This window comes from Vibrio sp. 10N.222.52.C12 (assembly GCF_041474215.1).
Classification (GTDB): Bacteria; Pseudomonadota; Gammaproteobacteria; order Enterobacterales; family Vibrionaceae; genus Vibrio; species Vibrio crassostreae_C.
The window spans coordinates 44,800-64,968 of the sequence record NZ_JBFRTR010000048.1 but is presented as its reverse complement, the minus strand read 5'-3'; the positions used below and the strand labels follow the sequence as shown (position 1 = coordinate 64,968).

At 45.0% G+C, this 20,169-nt stretch carries 12 protein-coding genes; 7 read left to right on the top strand and 5 right to left on the bottom strand.

Annotation, left to right across the window (positions count from 1 at the left end):
* Positions 1–32: 32 nt before the first annotated feature.
* Positions 33–878 (bottom strand): magnesium transporter, encoded by an 846-nt coding sequence (locus AB4623_RS09135; RefSeq protein WP_102428941.1) that lies wholly within the window; start codon positions 876–878, stop codon positions 33–35.
* Between the two features lie 381 nt (positions 879–1,259).
* Positions 1,260–2,447 (bottom strand): tyrosine--tRNA ligase, encoded by a 1,188-nt coding sequence (gene tyrS / locus AB4623_RS09130; RefSeq protein ID WP_017059402.1) that lies wholly within the window; start codon positions 2,445–2,447, stop codon positions 1,260–1,262.
* Between the two features lie 129 nt (positions 2,448–2,576).
* On the opposite strand from tyrS, the gene AB4623_RS09125 reads away from it, so the two are divergent.
* On the top strand, positions 2,577–3,866 hold the full coding sequence (locus AB4623_RS09125) for a peptidoglycan DD-metalloendopeptidase family protein (protein WP_065584911.1): 1,290 nt from the start codon (positions 2,577–2,579) through the stop codon (positions 3,864–3,866).
* Between the two features lie 84 nt (positions 3,867–3,950).
* Here the strand turns inward: AB4623_RS09125 and AB4623_RS09120 are convergent, their stop codons facing one another.
* The 3 genes from AB4623_RS09120 to erpA all read right to left on the bottom strand — a co-directional run bounded on the left by AB4623_RS09120 (position 3,951) and on the right by erpA (position 8,859).
* Complete coding sequence (locus AB4623_RS09120; RefSeq protein ID WP_372146225.1) at positions 3,951–7,043, bottom strand: efflux RND transporter permease subunit; 3,093 nt, start codon at positions 7,041–7,043, stop codon at positions 3,951–3,953.
* Positions 7,044–7,053: 10 nt separating this feature from the next.
* Entirely contained in the window at positions 7,054–8,178 is a 1,125-nt protein-coding gene (locus AB4623_RS09115) for an efflux RND transporter periplasmic adaptor subunit (RefSeq protein WP_372146223.1), read from the bottom strand.
* Between the two features lie 339 nt (positions 8,179–8,517).
* A complete protein-coding gene (erpA, locus tag AB4623_RS09110) occupies positions 8,518–8,859 on the bottom strand; it encodes an iron-sulfur cluster insertion protein ErpA (protein WP_004734539.1) in 342 nt (113 codons plus the stop codon).
* 296 nt (positions 8,860–9,155) lie between these two features.
* Here erpA and hemL point away from each other — a divergent pair, with 296 nt between their 5' ends.
* The 6 genes from hemL to AB4623_RS09080 all read left to right on the top strand — a co-directional run bounded on the left by hemL (position 9,156) and on the right by AB4623_RS09080 (position 20,169).
* Positions 9,156–10,451: a glutamate-1-semialdehyde 2,1-aminomutase gene (gene hemL, locus AB4623_RS09105; protein ID WP_102331937.1), complete on the top strand. Its 1,296-nt coding sequence runs from the start codon at positions 9,156–9,158 to the stop codon at positions 10,449–10,451.
* A 343-nt stretch (positions 10,452–10,794) separates the two neighbouring features.
* Positions 10,795–11,880 (top strand): AI-2E family transporter, encoded by a 1,086-nt coding sequence (locus tag AB4623_RS09100; RefSeq protein WP_017059406.1) that lies wholly within the window; start codon positions 10,795–10,797, stop codon positions 11,878–11,880.
* Between the two features lie 110 nt (positions 11,881–11,990).
* Complete coding sequence (gene rsmC / locus AB4623_RS09095; RefSeq protein WP_017059407.1) at positions 11,991–13,013, top strand: 16S rRNA (guanine(1207)-N(2))-methyltransferase RsmC; 1,023 nt, start codon at positions 11,991–11,993, stop codon at positions 13,011–13,013.
* A gap of 216 nt (positions 13,014–13,229) precedes the next feature.
* Positions 13,230–16,619: a response regulator gene (locus tag AB4623_RS09090; RefSeq protein ID WP_372146221.1), complete on the top strand. Its 3,390-nt coding sequence runs from the start codon at positions 13,230–13,232 to the stop codon at positions 16,617–16,619.
* A gap of 711 nt (positions 16,620–17,330) precedes the next feature.
* On the top strand, positions 17,331–19,013 hold the full coding sequence (locus AB4623_RS09085) for an ABC transporter substrate-binding protein (RefSeq protein WP_017056650.1): 1,683 nt from the start codon (positions 17,331–17,333) through the stop codon (positions 19,011–19,013).
* A gap of 169 nt (positions 19,014–19,182) precedes the next feature.
* Positions 19,183–20,169: an ABC transporter permease gene (locus tag AB4623_RS09080; RefSeq protein WP_017059409.1), complete on the top strand. Its 987-nt coding sequence runs from the start codon at positions 19,183–19,185 to the stop codon at positions 20,167–20,169.

Sequence of the window (20,169 nt, the reverse complement as noted above, 5' to 3'; positions counted from 1 at the left end):
GCTATTTTTATAGGTGCCTATTTTTATAGGAGCTAAGCGATACCGAGGAATGAGTTAACCACAGTGAAGTAGATCCACATTCCTGAGATATCAACTATGGAAGCAAGCACTGGGCTCACTAACACCGCTGGATCAAGCTTAAATAGCCTAGCAACTATCGGCAATCCGCCACCCAGCACGGTTGATATGGTCACCTGAATAAACAGCGCTACCGCAATAGCTAACGCAATCATGTTGATATCATAACCACCTGTCGCTTGGTTTTCACTAAAGAGCAAAATACGTCCAATCATCACTACAGCAATCGCTAAAGCTAAACAAATAGCAACTCTAAACTCTTTCCATAGAACGTTAGCCCATTGGCGTTTTTTCAACTCACCTGTGGCTAAGGCTCGGATCACCAAAGTCGCTGCTTGTGTTCCGGTGTTACCACCAGCAGCAGCAATTACCGGCATGTAGATTGCCAAAAGTACCAACTGACTGAGAATGTCTTCATACTGAGCAATGATAAGCCCTGAGACGATTCCCAATAGTGCTAACGCAATAATCCAACCGATACGCTGCCTGACGTGGCTCATGACGCCAGTCGAAAGGTAACCCTGTTGAGGTTCTACCTCAGAGTAGATCAGCCCTAGTTGGTGAGCTAGATGTCGAGAGCGCTTCTCAAAGCCCTGCTCTTCTAGCTCACTAAGTAAAGTCTGAATCGTACTCAAAGAGCATTGCCCCAGCACTAGCACCGCATCTTCGAGCGGCATTCGATTCAAAAGATTAATTTGTTGTTCACGTCCGTACTGTTGAAATGCATTCGATACAGCTTGGATGTCTTGCTCTGAGTACAGAGCTTCAATAGATAAAAAAGTGTTGTTCATTACCGTCATGGCGAATCTCCCGATTGGCAAAGGTAACGACCATCAAAACAAATAGCCTATAGCTAATACACCAAGAGCGTACAGCTAAGCGCACCAAGAGCTGAAAGCTACTGATGTGTCTACTTGTTAGAATCTAGTGTGTGGAAAAGAATGCGGGGGAAAACAAAGATACCCTACCTGAACGGCAGGACAATAGATCAATACCGAGACAGGTTATTCTTCTCCATTCAAACTAGGAGGATGGTCGGTATTGTTCATAAAAATCTCCAGAATTACTGTCAATTTGACAGCGCGCATAGTGTAGCAATAGGCGTTTCAAAGTTTCGTCAACTTTAAGTCAATAAAAAAGGCATCCGTGGATGCCTTTGGTTCAATTATTGATGTGCATTATTACTTAATAGTAATACGAGCAAACTTACGCTTACCTACTTGGTAAACGGCAGTACCTGCTTCAGGCACGAATTTGCTGTCTTCAATCTTCTCGCCTTCAAGCTTAGCAGCGCCTTGCTTGATCATACGCATCGCATCAGAAGTCGAGTTTACAAGACCCGCTTCTTTTAGAACGTTCGCAATTGGCAGGCCTGCTTCGAATTCAAACTCCGGCATTTCATCAGGAACTTGGTTCTTAGCAAAACGGTTAACGAACTCTTGCTCAGCGGCTTCAGCATCTGCTTCACTGTGGAAACGAGCGATGATCTCTTTAGCAAGAAGCACTTTAACGTCACGCGGGTTCTTACCTGCATCAACGCCAGCTTTCAGTTCCGCAACTTCTTCAAGAGGACGGAAAGACAGCAGCTCGTAGTAGCTCCACATTAGATCGTCAGAGATAGACATGATCTTACCAAACATCTCGCTTGGTGCTTCGCTAATACCGATGTAGTTATGCGCAGACTTAGACATCTTCTTAACACCGTCTAGACCAACAAGTAGTGGCATCATTAGTACCGCTTGTGGTTTTTGACCTGCTGCTTTTTGCAGTTCACGACCCATTAGAAGGTTAAACTTCTGGTCAGTACCGCCAAGCTCAACGTCGCTCTCTAGTGCAACAGAGTCGTGACCTTGTAGAAGTGGGTACATGAATTCGTGGATTGCGATCGGTTGACCACCAGCGTAACGCTTTTTGAAGTCATCACGCTCAAGCATACGAGCAACAGTTTGGTTAGAAGCAAGACGAATCATGCCTTCAGCGCCAAGCTCAGATAGCCATTCAGAGTTGAAACGAATTTGCGTCTTCGCAGGATCTAGAATCTTAAATACTTGCTCTTTGTAAGTTTCAGCATTCTTCAATACGTCTTCGCGGCTTAGCGGTGGACGTGTTGAGTTTTTACCTGATGGGTCACCAACCATTGCAGTGAAATCACCGATAAGGAATGTCACTTCATGACCAAGCTCTTGGAAAGCACGAAGCTTGTTAAAGATAACCGTATGGCCTAGGTGGATATCTGGAGCTGTTGGATCGGCACCCAGCTTAATGCGTAAAGGACGACCTTCTTTTAGTTTTGCAATCAGTTCGTCTTCTGGAATCAGTTCTTCTACGCCACGTTTGATCTCGGCTAGTGCAGCTTCAATACTCGCCATTCTTGTTCACTCCCACAGATTTGGCAAAAATACATTAATTAGACATCTTACTTGAATAGCGATGTATTTTGAAACCAGTTACACTATTCCGTCGTCGATTTTCATAATATTTACAGAACGAACCGGAACATGTTGTCTATTTTTGCACGCCTTCCTATTTTGCACCGGGCTTTTATCGCATTTTTTAGTGCCATAATTTTCGTCGCGATTTTCTTACTCCCCGACGTCAACAGTTTGCGTGACGATTCGGGCGCTTTAGTTGTGGGAAAACATTACCCACTGACTATCAATGCCTCTGCACTTATTAGCTCAAGTGACGCTCCACCGACGGCAGTGCTCAATTGGGAGAAATACACCGTTCGCTCTGGCGAAAGCACCTCTGTTTTATTTGAACGTATTGGCCTCTCATACCGTCTGCTGATCACGCTACTCAATACCAATAATGATATTAAGAAGCAGCTGTCTAACCTAAGACCTGGTGATGTCTTGCAGTTCGGCTTTGATGAAAACAACGACCTTATTCAGTTAAAACGACAACTTAGTGCGTTTGAAAGCTTCAAGATCACTAAATCTGGCGATTCTTTCTCATCAAGTTTCGACAAAAAAGAAGTGGTATACCAATACAATTATGCCGAAGCCAACATCACCTCTAACTTCTGGAACGCTGGCGTCAGCGCAGGTTTAACCGCAAACCAAATTATGGAACTGGCCGGCATCTTCGGTTGGGATATCGACTTTGCGTTAGATATTCGTAAGAACGACAGCTTCAAAATCTTATACCAAGAGAAAGTGGTTGAAGGTGAAGTAGTTGGTCGCGGTAAGATCATGGCAGCCGTGTTCAAAAACCAAGGCGATTCATTTACCGCGGTATTGGATGATAAAAGCGGCAACTACTTCGATGAAAATGGTCGTGCGATGAAGAAGGCGTTCTTGCGCTCACCAATTGATTTTCGTCGCGTAACATCGAACTTTAACCCTACCAGGAGACACCCAGTAACCGGTAAGATTCGAGCTCACCGCGGTACTGACTACGCAGCCCCTGTTGGCACGCCTATCTGGGCAGCCGGTGACGGTATTGTTCAGAAGTCAGGTTACAACCAATTCAATGGTAACTACGTGTTCATCCGCCACAGCAACACCTACATCACCAAGTACCTGCACATGAAGCGACGTATGGTGAAAACCGGTCAGCGCGTAAAACAAGGCCAAACCATTGGTACTTTGGGCGGTACAGGCCGTGTGACTGGCCCGCACTTACATTATGAATTCTTGGTTAATGGCGTACATAAAAATGCGCGTACCGTGAAATTGCCTCAATCCAAGTCGTTAACTGGTAAAGCAAAAGCAACCTTTATTGCCAACTCAGAGATTCGATTAAGAAACCTTGAGCGATACGGTCAGTTACTAGCGACTAACTAGGCGTTTGTAGCTTCACTGCAAAATAGAAAAATGCAAAGAGCGCCCATCAAGGCGCTCTTTTTTATGCTCACATACCACAACTAGCTACTGTTTTTCAGGTTTGTTGTTCCGTCCAAGCATTAACAAACAAGGGGTTAATACTAAAGTCAGCACCGTGGCAAACGCCAAACCACCAGCAATAGCGGTCGCAAGCTGTGACCACCATTGTGTACTTGGCGCGCCAAACTCTATCTTTTGATTAATCAGGTCGATGTTCATCTCTAACACCATCGGCATTAAACCTAAGATAGTCGTAACCGTCGTGAGCATTACTGGCCTTAAACGCTGAACACCGGTTCTTAGAATCGCATCTCGCTTGTCCAAGCCTCTTTTGATGAGCTGATTATAAGTATCAATCAACACGATGTTGTTGTTCACGACTATGCCGGCGAGCGCTATTACCCCAATTCCCGACATCACAATGCCAAACGGACGTTGGAAGATCAGTAAGCCAACGAACACGCCAACGGTCGAAAACAATACAGCACTCAGAATCAAAAACGCTTGATAGAAGCTATTGAACTGAGTAATCAGAATCAAAGCCATTACCGCCAAAGCAACCAAGAAAGCACTTTGTAAAAAGGCTGACGAGTTTTCTTGTTCTTCGTTTTGACCACGGATGCGAAATTCCACGCTACTCGGCAGCCCTAGCTCACTCAATGCTTGTTCGATCTTTGGTAGTTCGAGAGCAAGGTTATACCCTTCTTCCATATCCGCCATGATGTTCACCACACGCTTGCCATCAAGGCGTTTAATGGTGTCTTGCTTATGGTCGGGAACGATCTGAGCGAAATTAGTAATAGGTACTAAACCTGCTGGCGTTTTCACCCTAAGCTGGTCGAAGCGCCCGATATCACGCTTATCATTAGGGTAGCGCACCAAGATATCGACCTCTTCTGAAGAGTCATCGGGCAGATAATCACCAATCTTGAGACCATTAGTCACGAATTGAACGGTATTACCCACTAAGGTCGCATCAGCTGCAAAGCGCGCAGCATCGTCGCGGCGAATATCCACCTTCCAATCGATGCCATCTTTACTCGCAGTATCGCTGATATTGGTCAGTGCTTTATTTCCATCAGCCCAACCTCTCACAATTTTTGCAGCCTGATTGAGCTGCTCTGGAGTTCTTGCCGACAGCTCAATCACTAAGTCATTCTCAACCGGAGGCCCTGCATCTGGAAACTTATATTCAATCTCGACCCCTGCGTATTGATCGGTGTGCACCTTTAATTCTTCAATGATCGCCTTAACACTGCGACGGTATTGCCAATCAACAGGGGTAATCGAGATCAAACCAATCTGATCATCACCACCAGTACGCGTATAAACGGTATCGAACTCATCATGATTGAGCATCATCAACTCAATATCACGCATGATGACATCTTTCTCTTGGATAGAAAGATCACCATGGGAGCGAACTTTGACATTAAAGAATGGCGGATCCACTTCAGGGAAGAACTCTGCACCTAGACCCGCTTTGGAATAAGTAAAACCCACCGCAAGCGCAAGTAATATGGCACTGAAAAGAATCTTAAAGGGATGCTTAATCGCAATCGACAACGTGTGGTAGTACGCTTTGGTTAAGCCTGTAGCCTGTGAGAAATCACCGTTGTGCAGTGCCACCATTCGCGCTTGGCTTTTGGGCGATACGTATTGAGGTTTACCAATCAAACCACCGAGTACAGGCACAAACAACAACGCCATAATCAATGAAGCGGTTAAGGTTGCAATCAACGTTAATGGCAGGAACTTCATGAATTCGCCCGTTACATCCGGCCAAAACAGTAACGGAGCAAATGCAGCCAAGGTTGTAGCCGTTGATGCCGTTATTGGCCACGCCATTCGTTTCGCTGCATCTCGGTAAGCGGCTTTACGCCCTTCACCTTCTTGCATTCGCCTGTCGGCAAACTCGGTCACCACAATTGCGCCATCGACCAACATACCAACCGCCATGATCAACGAGAACAGCACCACGATGTTGACGGTTAAGCCAAACACCGAAAGAACCAATAACCCGGTTAGGAATGAGCCTGGAATGGAAATACCCACTAACAAAGCGGTACGCACACCAAGAATCGCGATGATAACGATCACCACCAGAATAATGGCGGATAAGATATTGTTTTGCAGATCATTAAGCATGATCTTCACATCTTTAGATTCATCCCAAGTGTATTTGACCAATAGGTTATTTGGCCACTCGGCTTGCTGCTGAGCACCAGCCATTACCGCTTTGACTAACTCAACGGTTTCAATGATGTTTTCACCCGCACGTTTCTTGATATCCAAGACAACTGCGGATTTGCCATCTAAACGGGCAAAGCTTTCAGGATCTCGAAACGCTCGACGAACTGTAGCCACATCGCCAAAGGTCACTACCTGTTTACCATCCACTTTGATAGGCAACTCTAGTACGTCTTTTAAAGAGTTAAACACAGAAGGGACTTTGACCGAAAAACGCCCGTAGCCTGTATCAACAAAGCCTGCGGCCACCACTCGGTTATTCAAAGCAATCAGATTATAGATGTCCGCTTGATCTAGGCTGTAACTCTCCATCAACAGCGGATCGACAATGATCTCGACGATGTCATCGCGATCGCCCGCAATATCGACTTCAAGGATTTGGCGATAGCTTTCGAGTTTATCTCCGAGCTCTCGAGCGATTTGTACTATGGTACGCTCAGGCACGGTACCAAACAGAACCACTGACAACACAGGCTGCTCAGAAGCGAGGGTAACTTCATTTACAGTCGGCTCATCGCTATCTTCTGGCAATTTGGGCTTAGCCAGATCAACAGCGTCACGAACATCAGCCATCGCTTTAGTAAGATCGACGCCAACATTAAACTCTAACACCACAGAGGCGTGCCCTTCTGCTGCGGTTGCTGTCATCTCTTTTACGCCTTCGATTGACCTAAGCTCTTGCTCAATAGGTCGAACCAATAAACGTTCTGCATCCGTTGGCGAGATCCCTTGGTGCCCGACCGAAACATAGATAATTGGGATGGTAATGTCTGGGCTCGATTCCTTAGGTATCGTGATATAGGTGACGACACCGGCGACAAGGATTAACGCTAAAAGGGAGAGCATTGTTCGAGCGCGAGACAAGGCTGCATCAATAATAGAATACATCGGTTATCTCCTACTCTGCGGCTGCGTTAGAGAGTGCAGCGCCTTGCTCAACAGCAATCACCGACTCACCATCACGCACAAACCCTTGGCCTACTGTGATGATATCGACGCGTTGTCCAAGTCCTGTGAGCCAAACTCCATCTTGCTCTGCCTTTACTAGCTGAATGCCTACAAATTTCACGGTTGGTGAGTCATCGACTGAAACCAAAGTTTTGACCCCAAGGTTACCTGCCTCATCCAGTGCCAGCATGGCAGGTGTAATCTTGATTGCATCTCTTGTTTCTAGGTTGAGGGTTACTTCTGCACTGACACCTGCAGGTAATAGGCCTTTGGAATTATCGATTTCAATCTCTATTGGGAAGGTATTAGTAGCAACAGAAGAGATACGAGAAACATAGCGTAAACGGCCTTCCGCTTCTTCTCGCCCTAACAAACGAACCAAAGCAGATTGATTGACTAGCAAATGTTGGATATGACGCTCACTGACATCCGCCTCAATAACCAAAGGATCGAGGTCAATCACGCCAGCAACAGGATCGCCAACACTAACGAAATCACCGAGCTCCACCATCAAATCTTGAACCACACCCGAAAAAGGCGAAGTAATCACAGTATTCTTTAAAGCCAATTCCGCATTGCGCTTCATGGCCTTTGCTTCCGTTAGTGAAGCCTCTGCGATGGTATAGGCTATCTCGCCTTGCAACCCTCTTTTCTTCAAAGACTGTGCTGCTTTAAATTCTTTTTGCTTCAAACGATATAACGCAGATGCTCGCTCCAACTGGATCTCTAAATCGCCTTTATCAATCTGAGCAATGGCTTGTCCAACTTTAACCGCATCGCCCTTAACAACGTTCAATCTAACAACCTTGCCCGCAACTTCAGCCCCCAAACGAGCATGTCTATCGGGCGCCGTTCGACCATAGAGATCAATCGTTTTAAAGGTCGGTGATGAAGTAAATGTTTGAAAAGAGACCTTCGCCAACGGAATTTCTGTCACTTTTTTCTCAGACGACTCTTCCGCTTGCCCCACTCCTAAACCAAGCCAAATCGACAACAGCACAACTAGAATCAGAGAAACCAACCACGGCTGCTTCAGTTTCTGAAAAAGTGGAGAGTTAGAAAATAGAGTGGGCATAGCAAATCCTTTTGTCCGATGTTATTAAGGCGCGCTAATTAGCTTAACACTGTCATATGCAACATCCTGATGCACAGCGGTAACCTTAACAGACCCACACCCAACGAAGTTGGACTCTATCGACAGTTTAAAAAATATGGTGTTTACTATAAGCCAGGTAGATGAAATAAAGATTACACATTCCCCGCCCAAATACCTCTTGGTGTATATGGCTATAATAGGTCGAGTTACTGTCTGTTTTATATGATGTATTTCTTAAAAACAAAAACGCCGAGCATGAGCTCAGCGTTTAAAATATTTCTAATGTAGCTCTCAGTTCAAGCTACCTTTCAGTTCACGTTAGACGCTAAATGATGCACCACAACCACATGTTGTTGTCGCGTTCGGGTTGTTCACAAAGAAGCGTGCGCCTTCTAGGCCTTCAGTGTAATCAACCATGCCGCCCATTAAGTACTGTAGGCTCATTGGGTCAACAACCAGCGTAACACCGCTGTTTACAATAGTAGTGTCGCCATCATTTACTTTTTCATCAAATGTGAAGCCGTATTGGAAACCACTACAACCGCCACCTGTAATGTATACACGCAGTTTTAGTTCTGGGTTTTCTTCTTCAGCAATTAGCGTTTGTACGCGTGTAGCTGCTGCATCAGAAAAAGACAATGGGATATTTACTTCGCTCACGACAACCTCTCTTACCTGTGTCAAAAACAACATGATACAAATCTAATTCGAGACCATAGTTGTTGAGTATTTTCTTATATTCTGGTGATTATCTAATACCTGACTGAAACGTTCAAGTATTCACCACAGGATCGTTCCTTTTACTGTCGTAAACTCGCCCATATCTGACAATTAAAACGTGTAACCACACAAAACAACCAGATTCGGGGGATTATATCGGCGAAAGCATTCCTAGTTGGATTCTGGATAGGTACAATGCGTGCCAATTGGTCCGACAGTCAAAAGAGGATATATCAATGACCAAATCAGCAGAACTGTATCAAAAGGCACAGCAAACTATTCCAGGTGGCGTTAACTCTCCAGTGCGCGCTTTTAACGGTGTAGGTGGTTCTCCAATCTTCGTTGAACGCGCTGATGGCCCACTTATTTTTGATGCTGATGGTAAAGCGTATATCGATTACGTTGGCTCTTGGGGTCCAATGATCCTTGGTCACAACCACGCGGTTATTCGTGACGCAGTTATTGCAGCAGCTCAACGCGGCCTTAGCTTCGGTGCTCCAACCGAAACTGAAATCAAAATGGCTGAACTGGTATCTGAGATGGTTCCATCAATGGAACAGCTACGTATGGTGAGCTCAGGTACAGAAGCAACAATGAGCGCGATTCGTCTAGCTCGTGGCTTCACTGGTCGTGACAAAATTCTTAAGTTTGAAGGCTGCTACCACGGCCACGCAGACAGCCTACTTGTAAAAGCTGGTTCTGGCGCACTGACTTTAGGTCAACCAAGCTCTCCAGGCGTACCGGCTGATTTTGCGAAACTAACGCTAACAGCAACCTTCAACAATCTAGATTCAGTACGTGAAATCTTCGCAGCAAACAAAGGCGAGATCGCTTGTATCATCGTTGAGCCAGTAGCGGGTAACATGAACTGTATCCCTCCTGTAGAAGGCTTCCACGAAGGTCTACGTGAAATCTGTGATCAAGAAGGTGCATTGCTAATCTTTGATGAAGTAATGACAGGTTTCCGCGTTGCTGAAGGTTGTGCTCAGGCTTACTACAACATCAAGCCAGACCTAACGTGTCTTGGTAAAGTGATTGGCGGCGGCATGCCTGTCGGTGCTTTCGGTGGTCGTAAAGACGTGATGCAATACATCGCACCAACTGGCCCTGTTTACCAAGCGGGTACGCTTTCAGGTAACCCTGTTGCAATGGCTGCTGGCTACGCATGTTTGAACCTTCTACGAGAAGAAGGCAACGAAAAGCGTCTAGCTTCAAAAACTAAGCAGTTGGCAAAAGGCTTCAAGCAACTTGCTGACAAGCACGGCATCCCGATGCTAGTTCATCAAGTTGGCGGTATGTTTGGTTTCTTCTTCACTGACCAAGAAACTGTGACGTGCTACGAAGATGTAACTAAGTGTGATGTAGAACGCTTCAAGCGCTTCTTCCACCTAATGTTAGATCACGGTGTTTACCTTGCACCTTCAGCATTCGAAGCAAGCTTTACTTCTCTTGCTCATGGTTCAAAAGAACTTGATGCAACACTAGAAGCTGCTGACCGCTCTCTTGCGATCATTGCTGCTGAAAGCAAATAATCGAAAGCACTTTATAAGTCGCTAACCGATTGAATTTAGGGCTGCATTAAATGCAGCCCTTTTTATATATCGCGCTCACCAGCCAAAAAATATGACAGCTTATTTAGCCGTCGACTAAGGCTAAAGCTGAACCAAAAGCGATTAACGTTCCCAGAAAAGAAAAACCAACAACATCAAGGTACCAAGGAACATTCTGAACCAAGGGATCTCTTTTTTTGTTTGCTGTTCTTCGTCTTGGCATTTCTTATCTTTATTACAGCATCCCATTATCAAAACTCCTCATTGCTAACTCTCTGTTTTGCAGCCATTATAAACTCAGAACGCAAATATAGAGACCATTACCGTGTCAGAAAAACTCAAAATCAATTCCAGCCACTGGGTGATCATCATTGCCCTACTCGCGGCGGCTTATGCTTGTTACTTGCTTATCGAGCCATACGTTAACTCTATCGTGATGGCCTTTATCATTTCACTATTGATGTTCCCAATCCATGAGTGGCTTGAAAAAAAGCTCCCGAATAAAGAAAACATCGTCTCTCTGCTGTCTTGTATCATACTGACCTTCATTATTGTTATCCCTTTATTGGCAGTATTCGCAGCAATTGTTCAGCAAGGTTCTCTGTTCTCTCAGAATACTTACCAATGGGTGACCCACGGTGGCATTCAGACTCTGTTTGCTCATCCGTTAGTGGTCAAAGCGCTGTCATTTGTGAATAACTACCTGCCTTTCGACAATATTGAGCCCCAAGCCATCGCACAAAAAGTCGGTGAGTTTGCGACAAGCTTTGGTTCTAAGCTAGTTGGTATCAGTGCCAAAATCTTAGGTGACGCGACCAATTTCTTGATGGATTTCTTCTTGATGCTGTTCGTTTTGTTCTTCTTATTAAGAGATCACGACAAAATCATCAGTGTGGTTCGTCATATTCTGCCGCTGTCTCGTAGCCAAGAAGACAAACTTCTAACAGAGATAGAGCAAGTATCTAAATCAGCAGTAATGGGCTCATTCTTAACCGCAATCGCGCAAGGTTTTGCCGGCGGTTTAGGTATGTGGATTGCTGGTTTCCCAGGTCTATTCTGGGGCACAATGATGGGCTTTGCCTCTTTCATCCCAGTAGTGGGTACTGCATTAATCTGGATCCCAGCAGCAACCTACTTGTTCCTAACTGGTGATACCACGTGGGCGATTTTCCTAACGGTTTACTGTGTAGCGATTGTTGGTTCAATTGATAACTTGCTACGTCCACTGCTAATGCAAGGCAGTGCAGGCATGAATACCCTAATGATCTTCTTCTCACTATTGGGCGGTATTCAACTGTTTGGCCTAATTGGTCTTATCTACGGACCATTGATTTTTGCGATTACCATTGTCCTATTCAACATCTACGATGAAGAGTTTAAGGACTTTTTAAACCAGCAAGACAAGAGTTAACGAACTTGACGTCAACTTGATTGGCGAACCCGTATTAAACACTTCAAGCTTTGGGCGGATTATGCGAAAATCCGCCCTCATTTTTTGCTAACGATTCAACAGAGTGTCCTATGTCAGCTTATATTGCACCAAGCCAGATTGCTCAACGCCAACTCGCCTACTTTGAAGGCAAACATGTTTTAGTTGCCGGTGAGGCAGAAGACTTGTTCCCTGTTGAGTTAGCGAAGCATTGTGAATCTGTCTCTGTGTTTACTTCTAATTACAGCTACTACCGTCAATTAGAAGGCTACAACACCATCCAACGTTTTTATGGTGCGGAGTTTACCGAAGAGACTAAAGCCGACTTAGTGATGTTGTACTGGCCAAAAGCCAAAGCGGAAGCGGAATTTTTGTTGGCGATGCTATTTGCCAAGCTAGGCAAAGATACCGAGATCGTCGTGGTTGGTGAAAACCGTTCAGGCGTGAAAAGCATCGAGAAGATGTTTGCTCCTTACGGCAAAGTTGTTAAATACGATTCAGCGCGTCGTTGCTCTTTCTACTGGGGTCAATGCTTCGAGCAACCACAAGCGTTCAACCTGCAAGACTGGTTTAAGACCTACACGGTTAACATTGATGAACAACCTCTGACGGTAAAAAGCCTTCCTGGCGTCTTCAGTCACGGTCAATTCGATGTTGGTAGCCAACTTCTGTTGGACACCCTGCCAAAACTAAAAGGCAAGGTACTGGATTTTGGCTGTGGTGCAGGCGTATTGGGCGCGGTAATGGCATCTCGTAACCCAGATATCGAGCTAGAAATGTGCGACATCAGTGCATTTGCCGTGGCATCAAGCCAAGCAACGCTAGAAGCGAATGGTTTAACGGGTAAAGTCTTCGCATCCGATGTCTATTCTGATACTGCAGAAGACTATCAGTTCATCATCAGTAACCCACCATTCCATTCAGGTTTAGACACTAGCTACAGCGCGACTGAGACCTTACTTGCTCAGGCTCCTAAGCATTTGAAGCGTTCTGGTGAGATGATTATCGTTGCGAACAGTTTCTTAAAATATATTCCAATTATTGAACAAGCGTTTGGAAAATGCGCGACTCTAAATAAGACCACTAAATTCGCGATCTATCACGCAAACAAATAACCTCTCTAGCACACCGCAGGGTCATTATCTGCGCTGTCTGTTCATATTTTTGTCAAAACTCTATAAAAATGAGCTTTTGCACACGCTTTAAATACCACTTACTTGTCAAAGTAAAAAAACTCGTTAATTTCGTTAAATTGGAACCCGTTAATTCTATTCTCTGTACTTGTTTTCGTCCCTTTTAGCAGTACATCAAAGGAAAGTAGTACCCAATTTATGTTTAGATTCTATCGTAAGCAGAAGTTTAAGCGCCTTCAAAATACCCTAATGCTGGCATTTCTTGTCCTCAGTATTACCCCTGTGACACTTATCGCGATATTTTTCCTCCAATCGCACAGTCAGGATCTCCAGGAACAAAGCACCTCACACCTTGTTTCGGTTCGTGATACTAAACAGCAGCAAATTGTCGATTACCTACAAGCTCAAGAATCCCAAGTGATGGGCTTTGTTCGCTCAGAATTGGCCAATGCCAGTGGCGGGCGATTTTATGGTTTGATCAATGCATTCCAACGATTGGGGTTAGATATTGACGAGGCTCGCGGTAATGCGCAGCAGCGCTACATTCAGGGGTCTGGCGATCAAATCAAAACGTCGATTCTTCCAGAGTCCAGCAGCTTTATTGGCAGCGAACGTTATCGCTTACTGCACAAGCGCTACCATAATGCTTACCTAGAACTGCTTAAACGCTCTGATTTTGACGATATTCTCTTAGTTGATATCAACGGTAACGTCGCTTATTCCGTCTTTAAAAATGACGATTACGGCACCAACTTGCTGACAGGGAAATACAAGGATTCCAACCTAGGTATTACCTTTCAACGACTAGCCAAAGACGTAACCGACCGACGTAAATCTAACGAAGATTACACGCCGGTTATCGTGTCTGATTTTAAAGACGAAAACGGCAAGCAGACCGCATGGCTAGGCGCACCTATCGTTCAACAAGGCTACCTGCACAGTTACGCGATGTTTAGGCTACCAATCAACGGCATTACTAAGTTGATTGCGGATCTCAACAAGAGTTCGAACATTCAAACGCTGCTTGTGGGTGATGATCACCTGCCGCGTAGCCTTGCCCATTCACAAGAATCAATCAATTTGAGCCTAGACGTTGTCGATAAAGCATTGGCTGGTGAAACGGCGGTTGGCACCTTCGACAACACCCTAGATCAAGCTATCATCGCAGCATATACGCCAATTGAGCTGAAATACGCAACATGGGCTTTAGTGGTTGAACTACCAGAGAAAGAGGCGTTTGCCCGTATTCATCAGTTAGAAAAGATCTTCGTGATCGTGATGCTAACCGCGATCATTCTCGTAGTCGTTGCATCGCACTATCTGTCTAACTTCATCACATCCCCACTGCTTAAACTGACTTGGGCAGCTGAAAAAGTATCGGCGGGTGATCTTGATGAAACCATGATCAATACCGAGCGCAAAGATGAGATCGGCCGTCTTGCGGTGAGCTTCGAAAGAATGCAGCGCTCTATTCGTGAAAAAATGCAGCTCATCAAAAGCCAAAACGATGAACTTGAGGACAACCTTAAGACCATTCAAAAGCAAAACGAAGAGTTGCAACTGGCCAACAAACTTAAAGATGAGTTCTTAGCGACTACTTCACACGAATTGAGAACACCACTGCATGGCATGGTGGGTATTGCTGAAGCGCTGATATCTGGAGCAAACGGCCCTATTCCGGCTAATCAGAAGTATCAGTTGGATATCATCATCAATAGTGGCCAAAGATTGGCAACACTGGTTGATGACCTGCTTGATTACCACAAGATGCGCTATGGCAGCTTAGATATTAAGAAATCAGCCGTTGATTTATCTGCAGCCACCAGCTTGGTCCTAGAGTTGTCTCATCACTTATTGGGCAATAAACCAATCCGTATCATCAACCAAGTCCCAAGTGATTTAGGTCTGGTTTCATCGGATCCTCAACGACTTGAGCAAGTGATGTATAACTTGGTCGGCAATGCTATCAAGTACACCTCAGAAGGTAAGATTGTTATCTCTGCCAGCGTTATCGACGACAACATTCGTGTACAAGTAGTCGATACTGGCCAAGGTATACCGGCCGAGTACCTTGAGCACATCTTTGAGCCATTGATTCAAGCTGGCCAAGATGCGAGTAACTACCGCCAAGGTGCAGGGCTTGGATTATCGATCAGTCGTCAGCTCATCGAGTTAATGGGCGGTTCACTGTACGTAAGTAGTCAACCAATGCTTGGCACTACGTTTAGCTTTACCCTGCCCCTAGCGACTCAAGGTGAGCTGGACAGTTACAACGAATCCGGTCATTACTCGCACTTCCAAGCGCCGGATTTAATTGATAACAGCCAACAAGAAAACAGCGTTATCAGTGAGAATCCAGATGGCCCGTTACTGGTTATCGCCGATGATGAGCCGGTTAACCTGCGAGTATTAGACAGCTTCTTGAAATTAGAAGGCTATCGAGTACGTACTGCATGTGATGGCCCTGAAACCATTGAACTGATTGAGAAAGAGAAGCCAGAGCTGCTTCTACTCGACATCATGATGCCAGGAATGAGCGGCTATCAGGTTTGTGAAGCACTGCGTAAGCAATACGATCATGCTCAGTTGCCAATCATCATGCTAACGGCACTCAACCAAGCAGAAGACCGTGTTCGAGGTTTCGAAGCTGGCGCCAATGACTACTTGTCTAAACCGTTCAACAAACAAGAACTAGCGGCTCGAATTACAGCACATCTATCAGCAAGCAAAGCTGAACAAAGACGCCTTGAAAACGACCAACTGCAACTCGAGCTCAAACATAGAGCGATGGTTGAGGCTAACTTGTTAGAAACTCAAGGCCGCTTATTAGAGCAACTAGAATCGGCACCTGAAGCCATCATCTGTATTCGTGACGACCAACGTATTCGCTTTGCTAACGAAGCGGCGGCGAAGCTATTCAGACGCGGACAAGAACAACTTAAACGCTCAATGGCTGACGAAATCATTGCGCCTAAATACCTTAAGGTGGAACAAGCCCACTACTGCGGTGACATTGATATCTATATAGATGACATACGTCAGCGCATACCAAGTGACATCCTTAAGCTGCCTGAAGGCTCAGGGCTCGACACCATGTATATCTTCAATGTAGGTGGTGGTGTTAACTCAAACCGAATCAATAACCTTGAAACGGCGGTTGAAGCTCTCTCTAGTTATGCCTTTGAAGGCGACAAAGATAAGTTGCAACAGTTGAAGGAGCTTGGCGGAGAATTTACTCGTCTTGCTGACAAGGCAACCGGTGAAGGTAAAAACAAGCAAGAGTTAATGCGCGAGGTACTGGTCGATGCGATGACTAATGCCATCATCTACTGGGAATCGGTGACTGGTGAAACCAAGTTCGCTTTCGCCGAGAAGAGTGGCTTGTGGCGCGTCTACTTAGACCGCAGTACGCTGCAAACTCGAACGCTAGACAAATACCTACGCGTAGAAACCCTACCGAAAACCCCTCGCTGGCGAACGGTACTGAGCTCAATCGAATTCATACTGGAACACTGTAAAGAACAGACGCCAGAAAGAACCCATATTGAGATGCTGAGGGATAAACTTCAGAAACTACTGACCAGTTAAACCCTGAACCAACATCACGATACTTTGAATAATGGAGCCCACCTAGCGTGGGCTTTTTTGTACGCCTAATAATCACAAAAAGTAGAATCCCAACGCTTGCAACGCACTTTTTTTACGCCTTTAAACAAGGGGAAATTCACGCTAATTACTCACAGTGCGTGCTGGTAACCGTCAGTACTTTTCGTTCTATTCTCAATCATATCTGACCGTTATCTGACTCTTTGTTGCAGTTTGAGAAGCGAGTCACAACAGAACGGCAGATTTAATTTTCTAGGGAAATTTAACGTAAAACTGGCAAGTGACCGAGATCTACAATTATACCAACGTAGGGTAAGGCATTATAATAAAAAGCCTTTAAAGTTAGTGGCCACTTACAACCTGCAAGAACCTCAAAACCAAATGCGAGTCACATCACTTTAACAATTGCGTACGAAAAACCACCAAAGCAACCTATTTTGACGTTAATGACGTGGGGTTGTGTGTTTTTAACATTTTTGACGGGAAACGAGTTTGATTAATTCATCGATAAGGTGTTTTCTTACTCCTGCCAAAGGCCTACAGGCCACTCTTACCACTTCTCAGAATCAACGATGAATCTGGAGCAACGAAGAAGAGGTAGGCCTTTAACCAGAGTGTGTATCTACTAAACAATTTAGCGACAGATAACATTCAATCCATTAGTGAAATGAAAGCAAATAGTAAGGAACAGCTATGCTTGCCAATATAAAAAAAACAGCAATAGCAACAGCAATTATTGCAACTGCTACAACAGGTTTTGCATCAGTAGCAACCGCTGCAGAACGCAGTGAACTGACCGTTCACCCGAAAGAGTACACTACATTCGTACGTAACTTTAACCCGTACCTTGGTGCTACTAACCTACATACTACAACTGACTTCATGTATGAGCCGCTAGTAGTATTTAACGAAATGCACGGTAACACTCCAGTGTTCCGTCTAGCTGAAAACTTCAAGATGTCAGATGATCTGATGAGCGTTGTTTTCGACATTCGTAAGGGTGTTAAATGGTCAGACGGAGAAACTTTCTCTGCTGATGATGTTGTTTTTTCTTTCAACCTCGTAAAAGAGAAGCCAGAGCTTGACCAATCTGGTATCAACTCTTGGGTAACTTCTGTAGAAAAACTGAACGACAACCAAGTTAAGTTCACACTAACAGAAGCAAACTCAAACGTACCTTACGAGATTGCTAAAGTACCTGTAGTACCTAAGCACATCTGGAAAGACGTTAAAGATCCATCAACGTTTACCAATGAGAACCCGGTAGGTTCTGGTCCATTTACAGAAATCGATACGTTTACAGCGCAGCTATACATCCAGTGTGCAAACCCGAACTACTGGGATGCAGACAACCTAGATGTTGACTGTCTACGTGTTCCACAAATTGCGAACAACGACCAATTCCTAGGTAAAGTTGTAAACAGTGAAATGGACTGGACGTCTTCTTTCGTTCCAGATATCGATCGTACATACGCAGCAGCTAGCCCTAAACACCACTACTGGTACCCGCCAGCAGGTACACAGGCATTCATCGTTAACTTCAAGCACCCTGATGCTGCGAAGCATGAAGCATTGAGCAACGTTGACTTCCGTCGTGCTTTCTCTATGGCTCTTGACCGTCAAACTATCATCGACATCGCATTCTACGGTGGCGGTACTGTGAACGATTTCGCATCGGGTCTTGGCTACGCGTTTGAAGCTTGGTCTGATGAAAAAACTCACGACAAGTACAAAGGCTTCAACACTTACAACGCTGAAGGCGCGAAGAAGCTTCTTGCTGACGCTGGCTTCAAAGATGTGAACAAAGATGGTTTTGTTGACACTCCATCAGGCAAATCTTTCGAACTAATGATTCAATCGCCAAACGGCTGGACTGACTTCAACAACACAGTTCAACTAGCGGTAGAACAACTGAACGAAATCGGTATTAAAGCGAAAGCTCGTACACCTGATTTCTCTGTTTACAACCAAGCAATGCTTGAAGGTACATACGACGTAGCATACACAAACTACTTCCACGGTGCGGATCCATACACGTACTGGAACAGTGCTTACAACTCATCACTACAATCTGGTGATGGTATGCCTCGTTTCGCAATGCACTTCTACAAAAACGACAAGCTAGATGGTCTTCTAAACAGCTTCTACAAAACAGCTGATAAGAACGAACAGCTAGATATTGCACACGGTATCCAGCAAATCATCGCTGCAGACCAAGTGACAATCCCTGTGATGTCTGGTGCTTACATGTACCAATACAACACAACTCGCTTCACTGGTTGGTGGAACGAAGAAAATCCAAAAGGCCGTCCAAACATTTGGGCTGGTATTCCAGAGCGTCTACTTCATGTACTGGACCTAAAACCAGTTAAATAAGTAATCGTTCAATCCTTGCGGCGTAACCTCTTACGCCGCTTATAAAAATCCCCACACTCTCAATTGAAAGTATGGCGCTAGTCGTCAGGGGATTTTTCGTTCCAAATTTCGCTAGGAGCGACCTGAATCCAGAAACAGGGAAACAATCTGGGTGAGTAAGGTGTGAGTTATGGGTTATTTTTTAAGACGTTTGTCATTTTATTTTGTCGCGCTATTAGTTGCTGCGACGTTAAACTTTATTATTCCAAGAGCAATGCCTGGTGACCCAGTTACCATGATGTTTGCGAACGCTTCTGTACAAGTTACTCCAGAGCGTATTGCTGCAATGAAAGAACTATTAGGCTTCGTTGATGGTGGCTACTTAGTTCAATACGTGGCGTACATGAAGAACATTCTTAGCTGGGAACTTGGTACATCAATTCAATTCTACCCACTTTCTGTAAACACACTGTTGGGTGGAGCATTCGGTTGGTCGCTTTTCTTAGCCGGCACCGCAGTTATTCTTTCTTTCTCGATTGGTTCAATCCTAGGTATTTTCGCAGCGTGGAAACGCGGCAGTAAGTACGATGCCTTCGTAACGCCAGGGATGCTGATTCTACAAGCCGTTCCTCAAGTTGTTATCGCGATGATTGCACTATTTACCTTTGCAATTGGCTTGAAGTGGTTCCCAACAGGGTATGCCTACACCGCTGGTACTATACCTGATTGGACAAGCTGGGCATTCATTAAAGATGTCGCTTACCACGCCTTCTTACCACTGTTCTGTGCTTCTGTTGTTCAAATTGGTGGCTTCCTAGTAAACATGCGTAACAACATGATCAACCTACTAGCCGAAGACTACATCACCATGGCGAAAGGCAAAGGCCTGAGCGAAAACCGAGTGGTATTCAACTACGCAGCTCGTAACGCGATGCTACCTAGTGTGACAGCCCTGTCAATGTCGCTAGGTATGGCAATCGGCGGTCAGTTAATTATCGAAATCATCTTTAACTACCCAGGTCTTGGCAGCGTACTTTTCAACGCAATTAACGCTCGTGACTACCAAGTACTGCAAGGTCAGCTGCTTATCATGACGCTATTCATGCTGTTCTTTAACCTAGTTGCAGACATGCTTTACGTTGTTCTTGACCCTCGTCTTCGTAAGGGTGGTAAATAA

Excerpts from the sequence above, each read along its gene's own strand:
- AB4623_RS09135 (WP_102428941.1), bottom strand. The coding sequence starts at position 878 with ATGACGGTAATGAACAACACTTTTTTATCTATTGAAGCTCTGTACTCA.
- tyrS (WP_017059402.1), bottom strand. The coding sequence starts at position 2,447 with ATGGCGAGTATTGAAGCTGCACTAGCCGAGATCAAACGTGGCGTAGAA.
- AB4623_RS09125 (WP_065584911.1), top strand. The coding sequence starts at position 2,577 with ATGTTGTCTATTTTTGCACGCCTTCCTATTTTGCACCGGGCTTTTATC.
- AB4623_RS09120 (WP_372146225.1), bottom strand. The coding sequence starts at position 7,043 with ATGTATTCTATTATTGATGCAGCCTTGTCTCGCGCTCGAACAATGCTC.
- AB4623_RS09115 (WP_372146223.1), bottom strand. The coding sequence starts at position 8,178 with ATGCCCACTCTATTTTCTAACTCTCCACTTTTTCAGAAACTGAAGCAG.
- hemL (WP_102331937.1), top strand. The coding sequence starts at position 9,156 with ATGACCAAATCAGCAGAACTGTATCAAAAGGCACAGCAAACTATTCCA.
- rsmC (WP_017059407.1), top strand. The coding sequence starts at position 11,991 with ATGTCAGCTTATATTGCACCAAGCCAGATTGCTCAACGCCAACTCGCC.
- AB4623_RS09090 (WP_372146221.1), top strand. The coding sequence starts at position 13,230 with ATGTTTAGATTCTATCGTAAGCAGAAGTTTAAGCGCCTTCAAAATACC.
- AB4623_RS09085 (WP_017056650.1), top strand. The coding sequence starts at position 17,331 with ATGCTTGCCAATATAAAAAAAACAGCAATAGCAACAGCAATTATTGCA.
- AB4623_RS09080 (WP_017059409.1), top strand. The coding sequence starts at position 19,183 with ATGGGTTATTTTTTAAGACGTTTGTCATTTTATTTTGTCGCGCTATTA.